15 protein-coding genes are annotated in these 16,578 nt (G+C 74.9%); 10 read left to right on the forward strand and 5 right to left on the reverse strand.

All coding sequences use genetic code 11. The features are described 5' to 3' along the window. Positions 1-666: 666 nt before the first annotated feature. The 8 genes from cysK (at position 667) to PKY62_RS08380 (ending at position 9,775) form a co-directional block, all read left to right on the forward strand. On the forward strand, positions 667-1,602 hold the full coding sequence (gene cysK, locus PKY62_RS08345) for a cysteine synthase A (protein WP_324536249.1): 936 nt from the start codon (positions 667-669) through the stop codon (positions 1,600-1,602). A gap of 10 nt (positions 1,603-1,612) precedes the next feature. Next, the gene (epsC, locus tag PKY62_RS08350; protein WP_324536262.1) at positions 1,613-2,188 is read left to right on the forward strand and encodes a serine O-acetyltransferase EpsC; all 576 of its coding nucleotides are present in this window, start codon (positions 1,613-1,615) and stop codon (positions 2,186-2,188) included. A gap of 474 nt (positions 2,189-2,662) precedes the next feature. Beyond that, positions 2,663-3,562 carry an ABC transporter ATP-binding protein gene (locus PKY62_RS08355; RefSeq protein WP_324536250.1) on the forward strand — a complete coding sequence of 300 codons (900 nt, stop codon included), beginning with the start codon at positions 2,663-2,665 and terminating at the stop codon, positions 3,560-3,562. A 123-nt stretch (positions 3,563-3,685) separates the two neighbouring features. Further along, positions 3,686-4,738 carry an aliphatic sulfonate ABC transporter substrate-binding protein gene (locus tag PKY62_RS08360; RefSeq protein WP_324536251.1) on the forward strand — a complete coding sequence of 351 codons (1,053 nt, stop codon included), beginning with the start codon at positions 3,686-3,688 and terminating at the stop codon, positions 4,736-4,738. A 129-nt stretch (positions 4,739-4,867) separates the two neighbouring features. Continuing rightward, positions 4,868-5,713: an ABC transporter permease gene (locus tag PKY62_RS08365; RefSeq protein ID WP_324536252.1), complete on the forward strand. Its 846-nt coding sequence runs from the start codon at positions 4,868-4,870 to the stop codon at positions 5,711-5,713. After that, positions 5,707-7,782: an acetate--CoA ligase gene (gene acs / locus PKY62_RS08370; protein ID WP_324536253.1), complete on the forward strand. Its 2,076-nt coding sequence runs from the start codon at positions 5,707-5,709 to the stop codon at positions 7,780-7,782. Before PKY62_RS08365 ends, acs begins: the two co-directional genes overlap by 7 nt. After that, complete coding sequence (locus PKY62_RS08375; protein ID WP_324536254.1) at positions 7,779-9,215, forward strand: O-acetylhomoserine aminocarboxypropyltransferase/cysteine synthase family protein; 1,437 nt, start codon at positions 7,779-7,781, stop codon at positions 9,213-9,215. Before acs ends, PKY62_RS08375 begins: the two co-directional genes overlap by 4 nt. Beyond that, positions 9,212-9,775: a CoA-binding protein gene (locus PKY62_RS08380; RefSeq protein ID WP_324536255.1), complete on the forward strand. Its 564-nt coding sequence runs from the start codon at positions 9,212-9,214 to the stop codon at positions 9,773-9,775. Before PKY62_RS08375 ends, PKY62_RS08380 begins: the two co-directional genes overlap by 4 nt. Positions 9,776-9,795: 20 nt before the next feature. On the opposite strand, the gene PKY62_RS08385 is transcribed toward PKY62_RS08380, so the two are convergent. Next, entirely contained in the window at positions 9,796-10,161 is a 366-nt protein-coding gene (locus tag PKY62_RS08385) for an MGMT family protein (RefSeq protein WP_324536256.1), read from the reverse strand. Positions 10,162-10,225: 64 nt separating this feature from the next. Between PKY62_RS08385 and PKY62_RS08390 the strand changes: the two genes are divergently transcribed. Further along, complete coding sequence (locus PKY62_RS08390; protein WP_324536257.1) at positions 10,226-11,470, forward strand: GNAT family N-acetyltransferase; 1,245 nt, start codon at positions 10,226-10,228, stop codon at positions 11,468-11,470. Between the two features lie 29 nt (positions 11,471-11,499). On the opposite strand, the gene PKY62_RS08395 is transcribed toward PKY62_RS08390, so the two are convergent. After that, positions 11,500-11,949 carry a ribose-5-phosphate isomerase gene (locus tag PKY62_RS08395; RefSeq protein WP_324536258.1) on the reverse strand — a complete coding sequence of 150 codons (450 nt, stop codon included), beginning with the start codon at positions 11,947-11,949 and terminating at the stop codon, positions 11,500-11,502. Positions 11,950-12,019: 70 nt separating this feature from the next. On the opposite strand from PKY62_RS08395, the gene PKY62_RS08400 reads away from it, so the two are divergent. Then, a complete protein-coding gene (locus PKY62_RS08400; RefSeq protein ID WP_324536259.1) occupies positions 12,020-14,041 on the forward strand; it encodes a M13 family metallopeptidase in 2,022 nt (673 codons plus the stop codon). A 61-nt stretch (positions 14,042-14,102) separates the two neighbouring features. Here PKY62_RS08400 and PKY62_RS08405 read toward each other — a convergent pair whose 3' ends face one another. The 3 genes from PKY62_RS08405 to PKY62_RS08415 all read right to left on the reverse strand — a co-directional run. Then, complete coding sequence (locus PKY62_RS08405; RefSeq protein ID WP_324536260.1) at positions 14,103-14,693, reverse strand: hypothetical protein; 591 nt, start codon at positions 14,691-14,693, stop codon at positions 14,103-14,105. A 79-nt stretch (positions 14,694-14,772) separates the two neighbouring features. After that, positions 14,773-16,371: a phytoene desaturase family protein gene (locus PKY62_RS08410; RefSeq protein WP_324536261.1), complete on the reverse strand. Its 1,599-nt coding sequence runs from the start codon at positions 16,369-16,371 to the stop codon at positions 14,773-14,775. Positions 16,372-16,384: 13 nt separating this feature from the next. Further along, positions 16,385-16,578, reverse strand: a 194-nt coding sequence (locus PKY62_RS08415; protein WP_502875820.1) for a mycothiol-dependent nitroreductase Rv2466c family protein, incomplete at its 5' end; no start/stop codon positions are given.

Below are 16,578 nucleotides of genomic sequence, written 5' to 3' on the forward strand. Positions count from 1 at the left end.
GAGACATCCGTGCGTCCTCGCCCGCTCTCCCGTTTGCACTTCCCGGAGAGCTTGAACCGCGATCGGCCTGTTGACCGCCGTCGAGGACGTGCCACCCCGTCCCACCCGGTGCCTGTGACTGCGGGCCCGCGGTACGACGAGGACGTACCGCCGGCGTGGGGATGTCAACCACGTTCCGGCGAAGCGTCGGGCCGGCGGCAGCGGGTCTCCCGCGCCGTCCTGCCGGCTCCATCGTGAGGGCTAACGCCCGACGTGTCGAGTCCATTCCCGACTGTTCGCCCCGAGTTCGCCCGCCCGTCACCCCACGCACCGCGGACGTCGCGGCCAGGGACCTCGGCTCGACGCCACCCACCCACGACCGCTAACGTCGGGACCGACGACCACGCCGAGCCGTGGTCCCCAGCGGGAAGGAGCAGACGGTGCGCACTGCGGCGTCGCGTCTCCCCCTCGCTCGTACCTGTCGCTGTCTGTAGAGCGCTGGCTCCCCTGCCCGACGTCGCCGTCCGGCAGAGCCCGTAGGCGTCCACCGCCGCCGCCAGCGCTCGGACACCCCAGCAGGACCCGGTCACGATCCGCGCCCCGGCGCGGAATGCCCGCCGCCGGCCGTCCGTTCACCCCACAGCGCCGCCCGTGCCGCACGCCGGCCCCGCCCAGACAGAGGAACCCATGTCACGCATCGCCACCGACGTCACCCAGCTCGTCGGCCACACCCCGCTCGTCCGGCTCAACCGGGTGACCCAGCGCGCCGTCGCCACCGTCGTCGCCAAGCTCGAGTTCTACAACCCCGCCAACTCGGTCAAGGACCGGATCGGCGTCGCCATCGTCGACGCGGCCGAGGCGTCCGGCCAGCTGCCCGTCGGCGGCACCATCGTCGAGGCCACCAGCGGCAACACCGGGATCGCGCTCGCGATGGTCGGCGCGGCCCGCGGCTACGACGTCGTCCTGACGATGCCCGAGACGATGTCCAAGGAGCGCCGCGCGCTGCTGCGGGCGTTCGGCGCGGAGCTGGTGCTCACCCCCGGCAGCGAAGGCATGAAGGGCGCGGTCACGCGTGCCGAGCAGATCGCGGCCGAGCGCCCGGGCGCCGTCCTGGCCCGCCAGTTCGCCAACGAGGCCAACCCGGCGATCCACCGCGCCACCACAGCCGAGGAGATCTGGGCGGACACGGACGGTGCCGTCGACATCGTGGTCGCGGGCATCGGCACGGGCGGCACCATCACGGGCGTGGGCCAGCGGCTCAAGGAGCTCAAGCCGAGCGTGCAGATCGTCGCCGTCGAGCCGGCCGAGTCGCCGATCCTCAACGGCGGGGCGCCCGGGCCGCACAAGATCCAGGGCATCGGCGCGAACTTCGTGCCCGAGATCCTCGACACGACGGTCTACGACGAGGTCATCGACGTCGACGCCGAGACGTCCGTGCGCGTCGCCCGGCAGACCGCGCGCGAGGAGGGGCTGCTCGTCGGTCTGTCCTCGGGTGCGGCGATCGAGGCGGCGCTGCAGGTCGCGCGGCGGCCGGAGAACGCCGGCAAGCTCATCGTGGTCATCGTGCCGTCCTTCGGCGAGCGCTACCTGTCCACGGTCCTCTACGCCGACCTGATGGACTGACGTGGCCCGGATGTGGCGCTTCCTCGTCCTGCTGCGCGAGGACCTCGACGCGGCGCGGCGGCGTGACCCGGCGGCCCGCACGACCAGCGAGGTCGCCCTGGCCTACCCCGGGGTGCACGCGATCTGGTCGTACCGGGTGTTCCACCGGATGTGGCGCGTGCCGGCCCTGCGGCTGCTCGCGCGACTGCGGTCGCAGGCGACCCGTGCGGCCACCGGCATCGAGATCCACCCCGGCGCCCAGCTGGGCAGGCGGCTGTTCATGGACCACGGCATGGGCATCGTCATCGGTGAGACCGCCGTGGTGGGCGACGACGTCGTGCTCTTCCACGGCGCGACCCTCGGCGGCACGTCGATGACGCACGGCAAGCGCCACCCCACGCTCGGCGACGGCGTGCTCGTGGGCGCCGGCGCGAAGATCCTCGGGCCGGTGTGGATCGGCGACGGCGCGCAGATCGGCGCCAACGCCGTGGTGGTCAAGGACGTGCCGGCGCGCACGGTCGCCGTCGGCGTGCCGGCCGTGGTGCGCCAACGGCCACAGACGGCAGCGCCGGAGGACCTGTTCGCCGACCCGGCGATCTACATCTGACCGGCGACGACGACGGGCGACGGCACCTGAGCCGTCGCCCGTCGTCGTCGCCGGCCGACACCGGCGCGTCTCGGCATGTGGAGGGCTACCGGTGCGTACCTTGCGCGCCGGCGCACGGCCCGCTTATCGTCAGGGACGTTGGTCCCACGGATCGACACACGGCGTCTCGCACCGCGAGATGCGCAGGGACAGTGCAGGACCGACCGGAGGGAGGTAGAGCCATGAACCGCACCGCGACCACGGCGCTGCCGATGATGCCCTCCTGCTGTGGCTGCATGCCACGCGCCGGCGCCTGACGCACTGACCTCCCCCGGGTCGCTCGTCGCGGCCCCACCTCGGCCCTAGGGCGCCGGCGCTCCCCAGCCCCGCACGCGCCGTCCCGCCGCCCAGCCTCCCCCGGTCCCTCCGACCGGGATGCGCAGCACCCGGACGCCCCGTGCGCCCTGACCCGCCGCGCCTCCCGAAGGACCAGCCATGGCCGTCACCACCACCGCCACCCGCACCACCACCCGCACGGGGCACCCCGTCGCGATCCGCGGTGTGGGCCGCACGTTCGCCCCGCGGGACCGCCACGGCCGCGCGGCCGAGGTGCTCGCCGACGTCGACCTCGAGGTCGCGGCAGGCGAGGTCGTCGCGCTCATCGGCGCCTCGGGGTGCGGCAAGTCGACGCTGCTGCGCCAGGTGGTCGGGCTCGACACCCCGACCACCGGCACCATCCTCATCGACGGCACGCCCGTCGACGGCGTCGACTCCCGCTGCGCCGTCGGCTTCCAGGAGCCGCGCCTGCTCCCGTGGCGAACCCTCGCGCAGAACGTGGCGCTCGGCCTGCCGCGCGGCGGACGCGGTCAGACCGCCGGGGGCCGCTCCGCGTCCCGCGGCGAGGCCCGGCGGGAGGGCGCGCGGCGCGTGGCCGAGCTGCTCGCGCTCGTCGGGCTGGGCGAGGCCACCGCGCTGCGGCCCCGGCAGGTCTCCGGCGGCATGGCCCAGCGCGCCGCCCTGGCCCGCGCGCTCGCCCGCAACCCTGGGGTGCTCGTGCTCGACGAGCCGTTCGGGGCGCTCGACGCCCTGACCCGGCTGCGCATGCAGGACCTCCTGCTCGACGTGCACGCCGCCGAGCCCACCACCGTGCTGCTCGTGACGCACGACGTCGACGAGGCGCTCTACCTCGCCGACCGCGTGGTGCTGCTCGGCCGGCCCGACGGCGCACCCGGCGCCGGCCCGGCCGGCGTGCGGCGCGTCGTCACGGTGCCCGGCGCGCGGCCCCGCGACCGCGGGGACGCCGAGCTCGCGCTGCTGCGCGCCGAGCTGCTCGACGGCCTCGGCGTACCCAGCCACCACGTGGCCCACGACCCGGACCAGCACCACTCGATCTGACCGCTCGGCCCGGCGGCCCCACCAGCCCCGACCGGCCGGACCCCACCGACCACCCGCCCGGAGCACCCGCTCCACCCCCTCTGGCCCGCCGCACGGCGGGCCACCGTCCCAGGAGAGAACCCCATGAAGATCCGCACCCTTGCCTCCATCACCGCGGCCAGCGCTGCCGTCGCCCTGATGCTCGGCGGCTGCGCGGCCGGGGAGGGCTCGAGCATCGAGGCAGAACCGACCACGGACACCGATGCCGTCGAGGCCGAGGCCTGGAGCAGCGACACGCTCACCCTCGACTTCGCCACCTACAACCCGCTCAGCCTCATCATCAAGGAGCAGGGCTGGCTCGAGGCCACGCTCGGCGACGACGTCGCCGTGACGTGGGTCCAGTCCGCCGGCTCCAACAAGGCCAACGAGGCGCTGCGGGCCGGGGCGATCGACGTCGGCTCCACCGCCGGCTCGGCCGCCCTGCTCGCCCGGGCCAACGGCTCGCCGATCCAGACCATCTCGATCTTCACCCAGCCGGAGTGGGCCGCGATCGTCGTCCCGGCCGGTTCCGACATCACGTCGGTCGAGCAGCTCGCCGGCCGCTCGGTGGCCGCGACCAAGGGCACCGACCCGTACTTCTTCCTGCTCCAGGCGCTCGAGGAGCACGGCGTGGCGCTGGACGCGGTCGAGGTGCAGAACCTCCAGCACGCCGACGGCAAGGCGGCCCTCGAGGCCGGCTCCGTCGCCGCCTGGGCCGGGCTGGACCCGCTGATGGCCGCGAGCGAGGCGACCGCCGGGTCGACCCTGCTCTACCGCAACATCGACTTCAACACCTACGGGTTCCTCAACGCCACCGAGGCCTTCCTCGAGGCGTCGCCCGACCTGGCGCAGGTGGTCGTCGACGCGTACGAGAAGGCGCGCGCCTGGGCCATCGAGAACCCCGAGGAGACCGCGGCGATTCTCGCCGAGGTCGCCGCGATCGACCCGGCCGTCGCCCAGACGGTCATCACCGAGCGCACCAACCTCGAGGTCGACCCGATTCCCGGCGACGCCCAGCGGGCGGTGCTCGAGATCGTCGGCCCGATCTTCGTCGAGTCCGGGGACGTGTCCTCGCAGGACCTCATCGACGACGCCCTGGCCGTGCTGCTCAACGACACGTTCGCCCTCGCGGCCGACGCGTCGACGATCGTCGACTGACCCTCCACCCGGCACGACCTGCCGGCCCCGTCCGGTCCTGGAACCGATCCGTCCCTCCGGGGCGCCGATCGGTTCCAGGACCGACGTGGGGCCCGGCCTCAGCAGCCCCCACGCACCAAGGAGCACGTGATGACGACCATCGAGAGCACCGGGGTCGGGCCGGTCGTCGGGCGTCGCCCGGCGGTCGACGTCCGACCGCACACCGTGGCCACGCGGCGCCGTCGGCTGCCCGCGCTGCGCCTCGGCCTGGCCGCCGTCGTGCCGCTGACGCTGCTCGGCGTGTGGCACCTGTCGACGAGCGTGACGGGGTTCTTCGCCCCGTACGAGCTGCCGTCCCCCACCGCCGTATGGCTCGCAGCCATCGAGCTCGCCGGGCGCGGCGAGCTGTGGACCCACGTGCAGATCTCCACGCAGCGCGTGCTCCTGGGCTTCGCGGCCGGCGCCCTTGCCGGCCTGCTCGCCGGAGCCGCCGTCGGCCTGTCCCGGCTGGCCGACGCCCTGGCGTCCGGGACGCTCGGCGCGGTGCGGGCCGTCCCGTCGCTGGCCTGGGTACCCCTGCTCATCCTCTGGATCGGCATCAACGAGGACTCCAAGGTGCTGCTCATCGCGATCGGCGCGTTCTTCCCCGTCTACACGACCGTCGCCCAGGCGCTGCGCCACGTCGACCCGCACCTGGTGGAGGCCGGCCGCGCCTACGGGCTGCACGGGCCGGCCCTGCTCGTGCGGGTGCAGCTGCCCGCCGCGACGCCGTCGGTGGTCTCCGGGTTGCGGCTGGCGCTGGCGCAGTCGTGGCTCTTCCTCGTCGCAGCGGAGCTCATCGCCTCCTCGATGGGCCTGGGCTACCTGCTCACCGACTCGGCCAACAACGGTCGCGTCGACCGGATCCTGCTGGCGATCATCCTGCTCGCGCTGCTGGGCAAGACCACCGACTCCCTCATCGGCGTCGTCGAGAAGAGGCTGCTGCGCCGATGGTGACCACCGACCACCCCACCGACCACCCCGCAGCGCCGCGTACCCACCCCGCCCCCGAGCACCTCGCCGCGAGCGCGGCCATCGGGCCGGACGAGCACGCCCGGCTGCTCGCCGCGGCGGACGCCGACCACGTCGCGTTCTGGGAGCGCGCGGCCGAGCGCCTCGAGTGGGCCGAGCCGTGGCACACGGCCCACACGTGGGCCCCCGCCGTCCCCGACCCCGCGCGCCCGGGCGAGCTGACCGTGCCGCGCGCCGAGTGGTTCGCCGGCGGACGGCTCAACGTCGCCGTCAACTGCGTCGACCGGCACGTCGCAGCGGGCCGCGGCGACAAGGTCGCGCTGCACGCCGAGGGCGAGCCCGGCGACCGCCGATCGTGGACGTACGCCGAGCTCCAGCGCGAGGTCGCCCGGGCCGCCAACGCGCTGCTCGCGCTCGGGGTCGGCCAGGGCGACCGTGTGGTCGTCTACCTGCCGGTGCTCGCCGAGACCGTCGTCGTCACCCTGGCGATCGCGCGGATCGGGGCGATCCACTCGCTCGTCTTCGGCGGGTTCTCCGCCGAGGCGCTGCGCTTCCGGGTCGAGGACCTGCGCGCGAGCGTGGTCGTCACCTCCGACGGGCAGTTCCGTCGCGGGGTGGCCACACCCACCAAGGCCACGGCGGACGAGGCCGTCGCCGGCCTAGACCACGTGCGGCACGTCCTGGTGGTGCGCCGCACGGGCGAGGCCACGCCGGCCGTCCCGTGGACCGCGGGCCGCGACGTGTGGTGGCACGAGGCGCTCGCCGCGGCCGACGAAGTGCACGAGGCCGAGGCGTTCGACGCCGAGACGCCGCTGTTCGTCATCTACACGTCGGGCACCACGGGCCGGCCCAAGGGCCTGGTGCACACCGCCGGCGGCTACCTCACGCAGGCCTCCTGGACCCACTGGGCGCAGTTCGACGCGCGCGACGACGACGTCCACTGGTGCACCGCCGACCTCGCCTGGGTCACGGCGCACACCTACGAGATCTACGGCCCGCTGTCCAACGGCCTGACCCAGGTGATCTACGAGGGCACGCCCGCCGTGCCGCACGCCGCGCGGCACTTCGAGATCATCGAGCGGTACGGCGTCACGACCTACTACACGGCGCCCACCCTCATCCGCACCTTCATGACGTGGTTCCCCGACGGCCCGCCCGCACGGTACGACCTGTCGAGCATCCGCCTGCTGGGCACCGTCGGGGAGTCCATCAACCCGGCTGCGTGGGAGTGGTTCCACGAGCACGTCGGCGGCGGGCGGGCGCCCGTCGTCGACACGTGGTGGCAGTCCGAGACGGGCGCGACGATGGTCGCCCCGCTGCCCGGGGTGAGCACCCTCAAGCCCGGATCGGCCACGCGCGCCCTGCCGGGGATCAGCATCCGGGTGGTCGACGAGCACGGCGCGGACGCACCGCGCGGCACGGCCGGCCTGCTGGTCGTGGACCGCACCTGGCCCGCCATGGCCCGCACCGTGTGGGGCGACCCCGAGCGCTACCGCGACGCCTACTGGGCGCGGTTCGCCGCACAGGGCTACTACCTCGCGGGTGACGGCGCGCGGCTGGACGCCGACGGCGACCTGTGGCTGCTCGGCCGCGTCGACGACGTCATCAACGTCTCCGGGCACCGGCTGTCGACCATCGAGATCGAGTCGGCGCTGGTCAGCCACCCGCTGGTCGGCGAGGCGGGTGTCACCGGGGTGCCCGACGCCAGGACGGGCCAGGCCGTCGCGGCCTTCGTCATCCCGGCCCACCGTCCCGGAGGCCTCGCCGACGCCGACGACGCCGCGGCCTGGGCGGAGCACGCCGACGAGCTCGCGGCCGTCCTGCGCGCGCACGTCGCGACGCAGATCGGCCCGATCGCCAGGCCGCGCGACGTGATCGTGGTCCCCGACCTGCCCAAGACCCGCAGCGGGAAGATCATGCGCCGGCTGCTCGCCGACCTCGTCGCCGGGCGCCCGCTCGGCGACGTCACCTCCCTGCAGGACCCGTCAGCCCTGGACCGGATCGGCGCCGTGCTGGCGGCCGGCCGGCCGGCCCGAGAGGAGCGCTCCGCATGACCGACGCCACGCCCCCGCCCACCGAGCCCGCGACCGGGGACGCCACCGGGCACGCACCCGAGCGCGCGCCGGAGCGCCGCTGGGGGTTCCGCACCCGCGCGCTGCACGCCGGAGGTCAGCCCGACGCGACCACCGGGGCGCGCGCGGTGCCGATCTACCAGACGACGTCGTTCGTGTTCGCCGACACCGCCGACGCCGCCAACCTCTTCGCGCTGCAGAAGTACGGGAACATCTACTCCCGGATCGGCAACCCCACCGTCGCGGCGCTCGAGGAGCGGATCGCCTCGCTCGAGGGCGGGATCGGCGCGGTCGCCACCGCCTCCGGCATGGCGGCGGAGTTCATCACCTTCGCCGCGCTCGTCGGCTCGGGGGACCATGTGGTCGCGGCGGCCTCGCTGTACGGCGGGACCGTGACCCAGCTCGACGTGACGCTGCGGCGGTTCGGCGTCGAGACCACCTTCGTCCCCGGCACCGACCCCGCGGACTACGCCGCGGCGATCCGGCCCGAGACCAAGGCCGTGTACGCGGAGGTCGTGGCCAACCCGTCCGGCGAGATCACCGACATCGCCGGGCTCGCCGAGGTCGCCCACGCGGCCGGGGTGCCCCTGGTCATCGACGCGACGCTGGCCACGCCCTACCTCGTGCGGCCGATCGAGCACGGCGCGGACATCGTCATCCACTCGGTGACGAAGTTCCTCGGCGGGCACGGCACCACGCTCGGCGGGGTGGTCGTGGAGAGCGGCCGGTTCGACTGGGGCTCGGGCCGGTTCCCGCAGATGACCGAGCCCGTGCCCACCTACGGCGGGGTGTCGTGGTGGGAGAACTTCGGCGAGTACGGGTTCCTCACCAAGCTGCGCACCGAGCAGCTGCGGGACATCGGCCCGGCGCTCTCCGCGCAGTCCGCGTTCCAGCTGCTCCAGGGGGTCGAGACCCTGCCGCAGCGGATGGACGCCCACCTGGCCGGGGCGCGCGCCGTCGCGCAGTGGCTCGAGGCGGACCCGCGGATCGGCTACGTCACGTGGGCCGGCCTGCCGTCCCACCCGCACCACGAGCGCGCCGCGCACTACCTGCCCGCCGGACCGGGTGCGGTCTTCGCGTTCGGCGTGCGCGGCACCGGCGCGGTGGGCGGGCGCGAGGCAGGGCAGCGCTTCATCGAGGCGCTCCAGCTCGCCAGCCACCTGGCGAACGTGGGCGACGCGCGCACGCTCGTCATCCACCCCGCGTCCACGACGCACCAGCAGCTCTCCGAGGCGCAGCTCGCCGCCGCGGGGGTGGCCCCGGACCTCGTGCGGATCAGCGTGGGGCTCGAGGACGTCGAGGACATCCTGTGGGACCTCGACCAGGCCCTCACGGCCGCCGTCGGGCCAGCCACCGCCACCGCCACCGCCACCGCCACCGCCACCGCCACCGCCACCGAGGAGGTGACCGCATGAGCGCGGTCGAGACCGCCGCCTGCGCCCTGCCGGCGCCCACCCCGCCGCCGCTCGACGGCGGCTCGGGCGGCGGGGCCGCGCTCCGCACCTGGGTGGGCCCGACGGCGCCCGAGCGGCTCGCGCTGCTGCGTCGCACGCGGTCGATCGCGATCGTCGGCGCCTCGGCCAACGCCTCGAGGGCCAGCTACTTCGTGGCGACCTACCTGCTGTCGTCGTCCCCGTACGACGTCTACTTCGTCAACCCGCGGGCCACCGAGATCCTCGGCCACCCGGTCTACCCGTCGCTCGCGGCGCTGCCCGTGGTGCCGGACATGGTCGACGTCTTCCGCCGGCACGCCGACCTGCCCTCGGTGCTCGACGAGACGCTCGCCGTCGGTGCGCGGTCCCTCTGGCTCCAGCTCGGGTCATGGCACGAGGACGTCGCGCGCAGGGCCGAGGCCGCGGGGCTCGACGTCGTCATGGACCGCTGCGTCAAGATCGAGCACGCGCGGTTCCACGGCGGCCTGCACCTGGCGGGCTTCGACACCGGGGTGATCAGCTCGCGCCGCGCGCTCGGCTGACCGCACGGCCCGACGGGGGCTCAGACCTCGTCGGGCCACCACAGGGCGCGGCGCAGCACGACGCGCGCGTCGACGTCGTGCGCGCCGCCGTCGTCCGACAACGGGCAGCCGTCCGCGCGCAGCCGGTCCAGCGCCTCGGTGCGCAGCGCGGCCGGCGGGCGGCCCGCGGCGTTGACGACGCGCCACCAGGGGACGTCCGAGCCCGCCCGGGCCATCACCTGACCCACCTGGCGCGGGCCGCCGACCCCGAGCTCGTCGCGCAGCACCTCGGCGACGGTGCCGTACGTCATCGCCCGGCCCGCGGGGATCCGCTCGACGAGGTCGAGCACGGCCTCGAGGTAGTCCTCGCGCGTCGGCGTCGCCCCGGGACCCGCGGTGCGACTCATCCGGCAGACGCTACCCGGCCATATCCGCTCGCCGTCGCGCCGCTCGGCGGGCACGATGGCGACCATGACCCCGCTGCCCGAGGGCTACCGCCCCGTCGACGTCCCCGCCGCCCGCCGCGACGAGCTGCTGCTCGTCGACGGCTGGGCCTTCCCCGGCTCGCCGACCCCCGAGCAGGCCAAGGACTGGCCGCTGCCGTTGTCCTGGGACCGCGCGCGCGGCGTCGAGGCCGAGGACGGCGAGCTGGTCGCGGTCCACGCGTCATACCCCTTCACGCGCTTCCCGGTCCCGGGCGGGCGCACCGCCGTCTCGGGCCTCACTTGGGTGGGCGTGCACCCTGCGCACCGGCGGCGCGGCCTGCTCCGCACGATGATCGAGGAGCACTTCACCCGCAGCCTGGCCCGCGGCGAGGCCGTCTCCGCGCTGTTCGCCGCCGAGCCCGCGATCTACGGCCGGTTCGGGTTCGGCCTGGCCGCCATGGACCTGCACCTGACGATCCCGCGCGGCGCTGCGCTGCGCGACGTCCCGGGCAGCGCCGACCTGCGGCTGCGGATCGAGCACCTCGACGCCGAGCGGCACGGCCCGGTCGTCGCGGCGCTGCACGGCGCCGTCGACCGGCCGGGGTGGGCCACCCGGCAGAGCGCAGAGCTGCAGGCCGCCTCGCTGCACGACCCGGACCTGTACCGCGAGGGCGCCGAGTCCGCCCGGATCGCCGTGGTGGAGCGCGACGGCGTTCCGGTGGGCTATGCACGGTTCCGGCGCAAGGGCGACTGGGCGCCCGCAGGGCCGCGGGGCGTGGTCCGCGTGCGCGACGTCGTCGCCGCGGACCCGGCCGTGGCGCACCGGCTGTGGAGCGTGCTGCTCGACCTGGACCTCATGGCCACCGTCGAGGTGGGCAACCTCCCGGTGGACGACGCGCTGCTGCGGATGCTCGTCGACCCCCGGGCCGCGCTGCCGCGCCTCGGGGACAACATCTGGGTGCGGCTGCTCGACGTGCCGGCAGCGCTCGCCGCGCGACGGTACGCCGCACCGGTGGACGTGGTCCTCGAGGTCGCCGACGCGCTGCTCCCGGCCAACACCGGCCGGTGGCACCTGGTCGGCGGGCCCGGCGGCGCCACGGTCACCGCGACCGACGCCCCCGCGGACCTCGCCCTCGACGTCCGGGAGCTGGGCGCCGCGTACCTGGGTGGCGTGTCGCTCGCGGCGCTGGCGACGGCGGGCCAGGTCACGGAGCTGACCCCGGGCTCGCTCGCCCCTGCGGCCGTGGCCTTCGGCTGGCACCAGGCCCCGGTCTGCGGCTGGGTCTTCTGACCCGCCCGCGCGTCACCGCCCGCCGGGGGTCAGCGCTCGGACTCGTAGGCGGCGAGCTGGTCGATGCGGCGCTGGTGGCGCGGGTCGCCGCTGAACGGCTCGGCGACGAAGGCGTCGATGATCCGCGTCGACTCTTCGACGGCGTGCTGGCGCCCGCCCACGGCGACGACGTTCGCGTCGTTGTGCTGGCGGCCCAGGCGCGCCGTCTCGACGGACCAGGCGAGCGCGGCGCGCACGCCGGCGACCTTGTTGGCCGCGATCTGCTCACCGTTGCCCGAGCCGCCGATGACGACCCCGAGGCTCCCCGGCTCGGCGACGACGGCCTCGCCCGCGGCGAAGCAGAACGACGGGTAGTCGTCCAGCGCGTCGTACGTGTGGGCCCCGTGGTCGACGACGTCGTGGCCGGCGGTCCGCAGGTGCTCGACGAGGTGGGCCTTGAGCTCGTACCCGGCGTGGTCCGCGGCGATGTGGATGCGCATGGGGCCATCCTGCCAGCACCGCCGCGCCCCCGGTTGGGCCGCCCGCGGTGCCTCGCCTAGCCTGTGCGTCATGACGACGCCCTCGACGGACCAGACCGGAGCCACCCCACGCAGCGGGATCGACCTCGCCGCGCTCGACCCGGCCGTGCGCCCGCAGGACGACCTCTACCGGCACGTCAACGGCCGCTGGATCGCCTCGCACACCATCCCGGCCGACCGCGCGATGGACGGCTCGTTCCGCGCCCTGCACGACCGTGCCGAGGAGCAGGTCCGGGCGATCATCGAGGAGCTGGGCCGCGCGGCGGCCGCCGGCTCCGATGGCGCGACCGACCCCACGTCCGCGGCGATCGGCGCGCTCTACGCGTCCTTCCTCGACACCGCACGCGTCGAGGAGCTGGGCGTCGACCCCCTCCGCGCCGAGCTCGAGGGCATCGACGCCGCCACGACCCACGCAGAGCTGGCGGCCGTGCTCGGCACGCTGCAGCGCACCGGTGGCGCCTCGGCCTTCGAGTTCTACGTCGACAACGACGCGAAGGACCCCGAGCGCTACGTCGTGCACCTCGTCCAGGGCGGCATCGGCCTGCCGGACGAGTCGTACTTCCGCGAGGAGGCCCATGCCGCGATCCGGGCCGCGTACACGCCGCACATCGCGCGGATGCTCGCGCTGACCGGGCTGAGCGAGCTGGTCGCCAGCGCGCGGGCCGGGCTGGTCGTGGACCTGGAGACGCGCCTCGCCGCCGGGCACTGGGACGTCGTCAAGGACCGCGATGCCGACCTCACCTACAACCCCACGACCTTCGCCGACCTCGCGGCGGACGCCCCGGGCTTCGACTGGGAGGCGTGGGCGCAGGGCCTCGGTGCCCCGGCCGGTGCGCTGGACCGGCTCGTGGTCCGCGAGCCCGACGCGCTGCGCACCCTCGCCGCCCTCTGGCGCGAGGCCCCGCTCACCCAGTGGAAGGCCTGGGCCCGGTACCACCTCGTCACCGCGCGGGCGCCGTACCTGGCCGACGCCGTCGTGCAGGCGAACTTCGCGTTCTACGGCCGCACGCTGACCGGGGCCCAGGAGGTCCGCGAGCGCTGGAAGCGCGGGGTCTCCCTCGTCGAGGGTGCCCTCGGTGAGGCGGTCGGGCAGGTGTACGTCGCGCGGCACTTCCCCGCAGCGCACAAGGAGCAGATGCTCACGCTGGTCGCCCACCTCGTGGCCGCGTACCGCGAGTCCATCGCCGCCCTGGACTGGATGGGCGACGAGACCCGCGCCAGGGCGCTGGACAAGCTCGCGGCGTTCACCCCCAAGATCGGTTACCCGGACCGTTGGCGCTCCTACGACGGCCTGGTCATCGATGCGACCGACCTCGTCGGCAACGTGCGCCGCGCCACGGCGTTCGAGACGGCCCGCGAGCTCGCCAAGATCGGCAAGCCGGTGGACCGCGACGAGTGGTTCATGACGCCCCAGACGGTCAACGCCTACTACAACCCGGGGATGAACGAGATCGTCTTCCCGGCGGCCATCCTGCAACCACCGTTCTTCGACGCGCAGGCCGAGGACGCGGTCAACTACGGCGGGATCGGCGCCGTGATCGGCCACGAGATCGGCCACGGCTTCGACGACCAGGGCTCGAAGTACGACGGCGCGGGCCGGCTCGAGGACTGGTGGACCGCACAGGACCGCACCGAGTTCGAGCAGCGCACGGGCGCCCTCATCGCGCAGTACTCGGCGCTGAGCCCGGCGCAGCTCGACGGCTCCCACCACGTCAACGGGGCCCTGACCATCGGCGAGAACATCGGGGACCTGGGCGGCCTGTCCATCGCCCTGCGCGCCTACCGGATCGCCCTGGGGGCGCCGCTCGAGGACGCCCCCGTGATCGACGGGCTGACCGGGACCCGGCGCGTGCTGCTCAGCTGGGCGCAGGTGTGGCAGTCCAAGGGCCGGGACGAGGAGATGATCCGCCGGATCGCCACGGACCCGCACTCGCCGAACGAGTTCCGCTGCAACGCCGTGGTGCGCAACGTCGACGAGTTCTCCACGGCGTTCGACGTCCGGCCGGGTGACGCCCTGCACCTCGACCCCGCCGAGCGCGTGCGCATCTGGTGAGCCGCCCGGCGCGGGGCCGTCACCGGGACGTCCCGGGGCGTCACCGCGACGTGCCGGGCCGTCACAGGAACGTGTAGCCTCCGCGCGCGACCGAGAAGCCGCGTCCGGTGGGGCTGTGCCGGCACGTCGCACCGTTGGCCGAGGAGTGGCAGGTCATCTCCCCGACCGTGCTCGCCTGGCCGTACTCGAGCACGGTGGTGCCATCGGGTGCGCCCGCAACGGCGGCCGTCTGGCACGGCATGCTCGGGCCGTCGGTCGCGGAGACCGTCAGCACGTTGCCCACGGTGCCGGTGCAGCCCTCGGGCAGCTCCGGCGGGGTGAAGGTGAACTGCACGATGGTGCAGGTCGCCGACGTCTCCGTCATCGCGCACCAGATGTTGCCGCTGGGCAGGCGGAACGCGGTGAGGGTCTCGGCATCGGCCGGGGCGTCGGGCGCCGTGGCGTCCGGCGTGGTCTCCGGCGCGACGGTCTCCTGGCTCGCACCGGGCGTCGCGGGCGGCGCGGCGTTGACGACCGCCATGACGAGCAGCACGAGGAACGTCAGCACGAGGATGGCGTCCACGACGACGAAGGTGGTCATCGCGGGGGTCAGCGACCGCAGCCCGCCGACCGGTCCCACCGCAGGGGACGTCGAGTGATCCGCCATCGTCATCCCTTCCGTCCGTGCACCGCGAGGGCAGCATGACACGCCCGAACGGGTGACGCGAGGCCGTCCCGCCCCCCGGCGCGGCTCAGCCCCCGAGCAGCGCCATCGCGGCCGATCGGCCCGGGATCGCGCTGACGCCGCCCCCGCGCCGCGCTCCGGCCCCGCACAGGAGCACGCGGTCCAGCCCCGTCGCCACACCCCACCGCGACGCCGCCGACCCGTCGTCCGGCTCGCCCCACGGCCACGACAGGTCGCGGTGGAAGATGTGCCCGCCAGGCAGCCCGAGGTCGGCCTCGAGGTCCACCGGGCTCCGCGCCTCGAGGCACGGGTCGCCGTGCGCGTCGCGCGCGAGGCAGTCCTCGATCGGCTCGGCGAGCACGCCGTCCAGCGAGGCGAGCGTGGCCGCGAGCGCGCGCTCCCTCGCGTCGGCGGGGTCCGCGCGGAACAGCCGTGCCGGCAGGTGCAGGGCGAACAGGGTGAGGGTGTGGTGGCCCGTCGCCGCCAGGTCCCCGCCGAGGATCGACGCGTCGGTGAGCGAGTGGCAGTAGATCTCCAGGGGCGGCGTGGTGGGGATCCGCCCGGCCTCGGCCTGCGCGTACGCGCGCTCGAGCTGCGCATAGCCCTCGTTGACGTGGAACGTCCCGGCGAACGCCGCCGCGGGATCGACCGCGGTGTCGCGCAGCCGCGGCAGCCGCGTGAGGAGCATGTTGACCTTGAGCTGGGCGCCCTCGGGTGCCGGCCCGGCCGCTGGCCTGCCCAGCAGCCGGTCGAGCTCGGCCGGGCTGCACCCCGCGAGCACGTGACCCGCGCCGACCGCGTGCTCGACGCCGTCGTCGTCCGTCCAGTGCACCGCCGGGGCGTCCGGGTCGACCCGGGTCACGCGGGCCCGGGTCAGCACGCGTGCGCCGGCGCCCAGCGCGGCACCCTCGAGCGCGGACAGCAGCGCGCCCATGCCGCCCACCGGGACGTCCCAGTCGCCGGTCCCCCCGCCGATGACGTGGTAGAGGTAGCAGCGGTTCTGCCGCAAAGAGGCGTCGTGCGCCCGCGCGAAGGTGCCGATGAGCGCGTCGGTGAGGACCACCCCGCGCACGAGGTCGCTCGCCACGGAGCGCTCGACCATCGCCCCGATGGGGGTGTGCAGGTCCGTCCACCACTGCTCCCCGACGGCGGCCCGTACGGCGGCGGCGCTCGGCACCGGACCGGTGGTGGTCGCGAAGACGGCCCGGGCCAGGCGGCCGGTGCGCTCGGCGAGGTCACCCCACCCGGCGACGTCCCCGGCCGCGCCCACCGCGGCGAACGACCGCGCCGTCGCGCCCAGGTCGCCCGTGTCGACGAGCAGCCCGCGTGTCGGGTCGGCCGGGTCCGGGGTGTAGGAGGAGATCCTGCGGCGCCGCAGCGTCAGGTCGAGCCCCAGCTCGTCGCGCACGGCCCGCGGCAGCAGCGAGACGAGGTAGGAGTAGCGCGAGAGCCGGGCCGGCACCCCGGGGAAGGCCTGCACCGACTGCGTGGCCCCGCCGAGGTGGTCGGCCCGCTCCAGGACGAGCACGGAGCGGCCGGCCCGCGCGAGGTAGGCGGCCGCGGTGAGCCCGTTGTGCCCACCGCCCACCACGACGACGTCGTACCGGGCAGCGACGTCATGGCGCGCGTCCGGTTGCCGGCGGGACGGGGCTGCAGCGCTGGTCATCGACCCACGGTAGTCAGCCGAAGATCGGCCCGTCCGTCCGGGTGCGCTTGAGCTCGTAGAACCCCGGCACGCTCGTCATGAGCACCAGCCCGTCCCACAGCCGGCCCGCCTCCTCGCCGGTGGGTGCCGGTGTGACCACGGGGCCGAAGAAGCCGACCCCGCCGATCGCGACCACCGGCGTGCCGACGTCCTCGCCCACCAGGGCCA

This window comes from Actinotalea sp. (genome assembly GCF_035443605.1).
In the GTDB taxonomy this organism is placed as follows: Bacteria; Actinomycetota; Actinomycetes; order Actinomycetales; family Cellulomonadaceae; genus Actinotalea.

Bases quoted from the DNA above. Each gene is read 5' to 3' on its own strand.
- PKY62_RS08410 (WP_324536261.1), bottom strand. From the start codon at position 16,371: ATGACCAGCGCTGCAGCCCCGTCCCGCCGGCAACCGGACGCGCGCCAT.
- PKY62_RS08380 (WP_324536255.1), top strand. From the start codon at position 9,212: ATGAGCGCGGTCGAGACCGCCGCCTGCGCCCTGCCGGCGCCCACCCCG.
- PKY62_RS08400 (WP_324536259.1), top strand. From the start codon at position 12,020: ATGACGACGCCCTCGACGGACCAGACCGGAGCCACCCCACGCAGCGGG.
- PKY62_RS08365 (WP_324536252.1), top strand. From the start codon at position 4,868: ATGACGACCATCGAGAGCACCGGGGTCGGGCCGGTCGTCGGGCGTCGC.
- PKY62_RS08360 (WP_324536251.1), top strand. From the start codon at position 3,686: ATGAAGATCCGCACCCTTGCCTCCATCACCGCGGCCAGCGCTGCCGTC.
- PKY62_RS08395 (WP_324536258.1), bottom strand. From the start codon at position 11,949: ATGCGCATCCACATCGCCGCGGACCACGCCGGGTACGAGCTCAAGGCC.
- PKY62_RS08375 (WP_324536254.1), top strand. From the start codon at position 7,779: ATGACCGACGCCACGCCCCCGCCCACCGAGCCCGCGACCGGGGACGCC.
- epsC (WP_324536262.1), top strand. From the start codon at position 1,613: ATGTGGCGCTTCCTCGTCCTGCTGCGCGAGGACCTCGACGCGGCGCGG.
- acs (WP_324536253.1), top strand. From the start codon at position 5,707: ATGGTGACCACCGACCACCCCACCGACCACCCCGCAGCGCCGCGTACC.
- PKY62_RS08355 (WP_324536250.1), top strand. From the start codon at position 2,663: ATGGCCGTCACCACCACCGCCACCCGCACCACCACCCGCACGGGGCAC.
- PKY62_RS08390 (WP_324536257.1), top strand. From the start codon at position 10,226: ATGACCCCGCTGCCCGAGGGCTACCGCCCCGTCGACGTCCCCGCCGCC.
- cysK (WP_324536249.1), top strand. From the start codon at position 667: ATGTCACGCATCGCCACCGACGTCACCCAGCTCGTCGGCCACACCCCG.
- PKY62_RS08405 (WP_324536260.1), bottom strand. From the start codon at position 14,693: ATGACGATGGCGGATCACTCGACGTCCCCTGCGGTGGGACCGGTCGGC.
- PKY62_RS08385 (WP_324536256.1), bottom strand. From the start codon at position 10,161: ATGAGTCGCACCGCGGGTCCCGGGGCGACGCCGACGCGCGAGGACTAC.